The 2,665-nt window shown below is 37.9% G+C and carries 2 protein-coding genes and 2 pseudogenes; 1 reads left to right on the top strand and 3 read right to left on the bottom strand.

The window, feature by feature from the left end; genetic code table 11:
• Positions 1-321 (top strand): annotated as a pseudogene (locus BMY60_RS16465) (transposase); the annotation flags it as partial.
• 119 nt (positions 322-440) lie between these two features.
• Here BMY60_RS16465 and BMY60_RS14930 read toward each other — a convergent pair.
• The 3 genes and pseudogenes from BMY60_RS14930 to BMY60_RS14920 all read right to left on the bottom strand — a co-directional run.
• Entirely contained in the window at positions 441-1,103 is a 663-nt protein-coding gene (locus BMY60_RS14930; RefSeq protein ID WP_090334694.1) for a histidinol-phosphatase, read from the bottom strand.
• Positions 1,104-1,118: 15 nt separating this feature from the next.
• On the bottom strand, positions 1,119-1,811 hold the full coding sequence (gene hda, locus BMY60_RS14925; protein WP_090334693.1) for a DnaA regulatory inactivator Hda: 693 nt from the start codon (positions 1,809-1,811) through the stop codon (positions 1,119-1,121).
• Positions 1,812-2,169: 358 nt separating this feature from the next.
• Positions 2,170-2,253, bottom strand: a pseudogene (locus BMY60_RS14920) (IS200/IS605 family transposase); the annotation flags it as partial.
• Between the last annotated feature and the right edge of the window lie 412 nt (positions 2,254-2,665).

Raw genomic sequence — 2,665 nt, 5'->3', positions numbered from 1 at the left:
TTCGTTTGGTAATGGATAATCTGAATACCCATACGGGGGCATCGTTATATAAAACCTTTGAACCTTCTGAGGCGCGTCGTATTTTAGACAAGCTGAAGTTTCACTATACGCCGAACATGGCAGCTGGTTGAATATGGCAGAGATTGAATTTAGTTTATTGTCCAGGCAGTGCATGAGTGATCGTATGGCGGACAGGCAATATTTGACTCAGGAAGTAGACGCTGGGTAAAGCAAAGAAACATGAAAAACAGTGAAATGAACTGGCGCTTTACGACGGAAGATGCTCGCATTAAATTAAAACATCTTTATCCGTCATTTTAAGGTGGACGATGTACTAGTGTTTAATTGCAAAAATAATGTGTTTTATTTTTCAGATCAATCAATTGTTTTGTAATGAAATATTCTTTAAAAAGTATATGCCGAATTGATGCAATTAAACACTAGCGTAAACTAATAACAGGCCAGCCCTTTGCCTCAGCATGCTTTTTTAGCGTGGCATCTGGATCAACAGCAACTGGGTGGGTTACTTTACTTAACAACGGCAGGTCATTTAAGGAATCACTGTAAAACCAGCTTTGTAGAAAAGATAACCATGTCAGATTATGCCAATCAAGCCAATCTTCAAGCCGATCAATCTTACCTTCTCTAAAACTGGGCGTACCTGAAACTTTACCTGTAAATTCGCCATTTTTCTCCTCAGGATTTGTAGCAATCAAATTATTGACTCCAAGCATTTGCACTATTGGGGTAGTTACAAAACTATTTGTTGCTGTGATAATAATACACAGATCGCCGTCCAGCATATGACTTTGTATCAGTTCTTTTGCACCCGGCGCGATGAGTGGCTTGATTTTTTTTTTGATGAATTCACATCGCCATTTTTCCAGCTGACTTCGAGAATGTCTTGATAATGGCTTAAGCTGAAAATCTAAGAATTCATGAATATTTAAGGTGCCAGCTTTGTATTGCTCGTAAAATTCAAGATTACGGGCTTCGTGCAACTCACGATCTAATGCTTTTTTTTCAATTAAAAATTGTGCCCACTCAAAATCACTATCGCCTGTGATTAAAGTATTATCCAAGTCAAATAATGTCAGTTTCATAATATTAAATACTTGTTATAACTTACCGTTCAGTAGTTTTTTTAATAAAGGAATCGTAATTTGGCATTGGTGAACTAAAGAAAATCGGTCTAACGCATCAAGTATCATCATCAGCGATGACAAATCGCGTTGAGTATGATGTAACAGATATCGGCAAACTGCATACTTTAAAACAAATCCTCGTTCAATGGCTTGCTGCTGCAACGCTTTTATTTTTTCTTCTTCGGTTAGTTCGTGAACTTGATAGACGAGACCTGATCCTAACCGTGTTACTAAATCTCGTCGCAGATTTAGCTGCACTGGCGGGAATAAACCGCTGACCAGCAAAATAGCATTCCCATCTTCCCTGAATTGATTATAGATATTGAACAATGCCACTTGTGCTGCATCATCTAACAATTCTACATCATCGATGGCTACACAACGCGGATCATCTATCAACTGAACACCTTGACTTATCTCGCCAGGAAAATAGTAGGCTGCGTCTTTACTTTGTAGATAAAAACCTACTACGGCCTGCAGCAAATGGCTTTTTCCACATCCAGAATTACCCCAGATATAAAAAAAGCGTTCCTTTTCGTGAAAAAAAAGCGTTTTTTTTAACGTTTGTATTAACTCAAAATTACGCCCAGGCACAAAATTGTTTAACGAAGGTGTTACTGGCAGCTTAATGTCAAGTAGTAATTGCTCTTCTGAAAAGCCGATCATCTAGCAAAGTACCAAATAAATCCAAATAGTTACTTATACCATAAGTTAACAACACCAAAATAGGCATGAGCGAACACATCTAATTTAATCGCTTACTAACCGGGTAGTAGTAGCTTACATTCCAGCAATTGATTTATCACAAACACACAAAATACAAAGCGCCAACGACTTTTTCCCTCTTATGCGCGTATCTTAGCCTTTGAAATGGCGCTTCCGTAACGTTTTTTTAAATCTGAGAAACACTTTTAAAACAGCTACGCAGAAGCTGCTTCTTTGAAATGCCTCATTTTATTTTGTTGAGCGCCATGCTCGGCGACGCAAATATCAACACCGGTATATTGTATATTATCCTGACTCACAGCATATTTCGGCGATATTTTGTTACAAATACAAAATGGTACTGTATCTTGAAAGCTGTATGACTGCCATAACGATAGTCCATGATACTCCCCTATTTTTAGTATCACGGTACGTTCAAAATTTTAAAAGATAAATCTTACTGCCTTAAAGGCGGTGGTTTTAACCTTACTTCGGACTAATAAAATCACATTACCCAGGTTAATACTTCCGATCTTGCTTTTTTTCAAAGCATAAGCGGTGAATGCTTGCTGCAATGATGATTCTATTAACCGGCCTTGGTAAGATGTGTAATTAGCTGTGTTACATGTGTCATTTCATACAACGCGCACGAAATTTAAGAACGATTTGATAGGTTGCATCGCATTGCACTCATAATGTAAAAAAATAACCATAGATTCGAACAAAAAAGCCGGTACACCGGCTGTCATATGACAGTGGTGTACCGGCGTTGTTGCTTGTTACTTGTTACTTGTTACTTGTTACTATTTTAGAGT

Origin of the sequence: Nitrosomonas sp. Nm51 (assembly GCF_900111165.1) — a bacterium.
GTDB lineage: Bacteria > Pseudomonadota > Gammaproteobacteria > Burkholderiales > Nitrosomonadaceae > Nitrosomonas.
Note: the sequence above shows the minus strand (reverse complement) of the source record. Positions and strands in the feature narration are given on the sequence as shown.